The 1439-nt window shown below is 60.3% G+C and carries 1 protein-coding gene; it reads left to right on the plus strand.

Features of this window, described 5'->3' with window-relative positions; all coding sequences use genetic code 11:
- Positions 1-75: 75 nt before the first annotated feature.
- Positions 76-1248, plus strand: coding sequence for an ISH3 family transposase (locus V8P86_RS18845; protein WP_336328835.1), 1173 nt, complete (start codon positions 76-78; stop codon positions 1246-1248).
- Positions 1249-1439: the final 191 nt, after the last annotated feature.

The following is a 1439-nucleotide window of genomic DNA, read 5'->3' on the forward strand; positions in this document are numbered from 1 at the left end:
TCGGTACTTCCCAACCGGCGTAAGCAGCGGAGCTGAAGCGTCGCTCTGATTGAGGAAGATGTCCGGTTCAGAAGTGTGCTTGAACTACTCGAACCGGACGGTGTTCTTTCGGCAGCAGACGTGAAAGAAGTAGCGGCCGACGTGATTGGCCAGCTCCCACTCCAAGGAATCGAGGGCTCACCCCTCGATTCCGACGATGTCTGGCCTGTCGTCACCATGGCCAGCGTCAATCAGTCGTCCGTCTGGGAGGTCACGTCCCAGACGGACGACACGCCCTGCGACGATACCGTCATGGACTGGCTGCACACACTCCAACGTGACCAGCTCGAAATGGCCGCGACCCTCCTGTTTCGCCACCTCGCCATGACGATTCTCGACCGATCAGGGTCGAGAATCGTCTCCATCGACTTCGTCGATAACCCATACCACGGCTCTCCCAACGAAGACAGCGGTGAGCTTTGCAAAACCACACCAACTGACGGTACCACGACCTGCCACCGTTACTGCACCGCCTACGTTGTCTCGAACGGGAAGCCGGTGACGCTGGCACTGACCTACGTCCGCAGTGACGAGAACGAAGCCGATGCGGTCGAACGCGTCCTCGACCGCGTCGGCACCTATCCCTTCGAAATCGACCTCTTGCTCGCTGATCGCGGCTTCTACAACGAACGGGTGATTCGTCGCGCACGCGACCTTGCAACGACGGTAATTCCCGTCCAAAAGAAGGGTGAGCGGATGAAAGACAAGCTCGCCACGCACTGCTCGTACATGACGACCTACCGCATGTACAAGGACAGCGAGCGGGAACTGCGCTTCCCGCTCGCGGTCTCTGTCTCCTATCAGAACGGTGACCGGGGCAAGCATGGCGAGGTCGTTCGTGGGTACGTGGCGTGCGATCTCGGCGATCGCACGCCCACGCAGGTCGAACGCCGCTACCGGAAGCGCTCGGCGATAGAGACAAGTTATCGGTTGTTTCGCCAAGCGCGAGCAACGACGACGACACAAGACCCAGTCGTGCGGTTTGCGTTCGTGATCGTCAGCTTCCTGCTGGAGAACCTCTGGCTCGTGCTGCGATGGGCGGTCGTCGCCCGCCCGCGACGGGGCGGGCGCGACCTGCCCAAGCAGTTCACGTTCTCGACGTTCTGTGACTGGATTCGCCACGAACTGGAAGCAGAGTTAGCCCGGCGGTGGGAGATCGAAATGAACGGTGTCGGTGTCCCCGACACGTACGGCTCGGCCGCGGGCTGACGGCCAGCCCGCGGCCTCGGGCCAGCAAGTCGTCAGCAGCAGCAATCCTTAGAAACTGCTTCAACAGCCGTTTTCGCCACTGTCTCCGTACAATTCAGACCGACGCTTCGATTCACTCAGCTACCGCTCCGAGATTGAACGGCTCACACCAATTCAACTCGGCTTCCGAATTCTCGATTGGGAAGTACCGA

The sequence above is a fragment of the Halovenus anhuiensis genome, assembly GCF_037080055.1.
Lineage (GTDB): Archaea > Halobacteriota > Halobacteria > Halobacteriales > Haloarculaceae > Halovenus.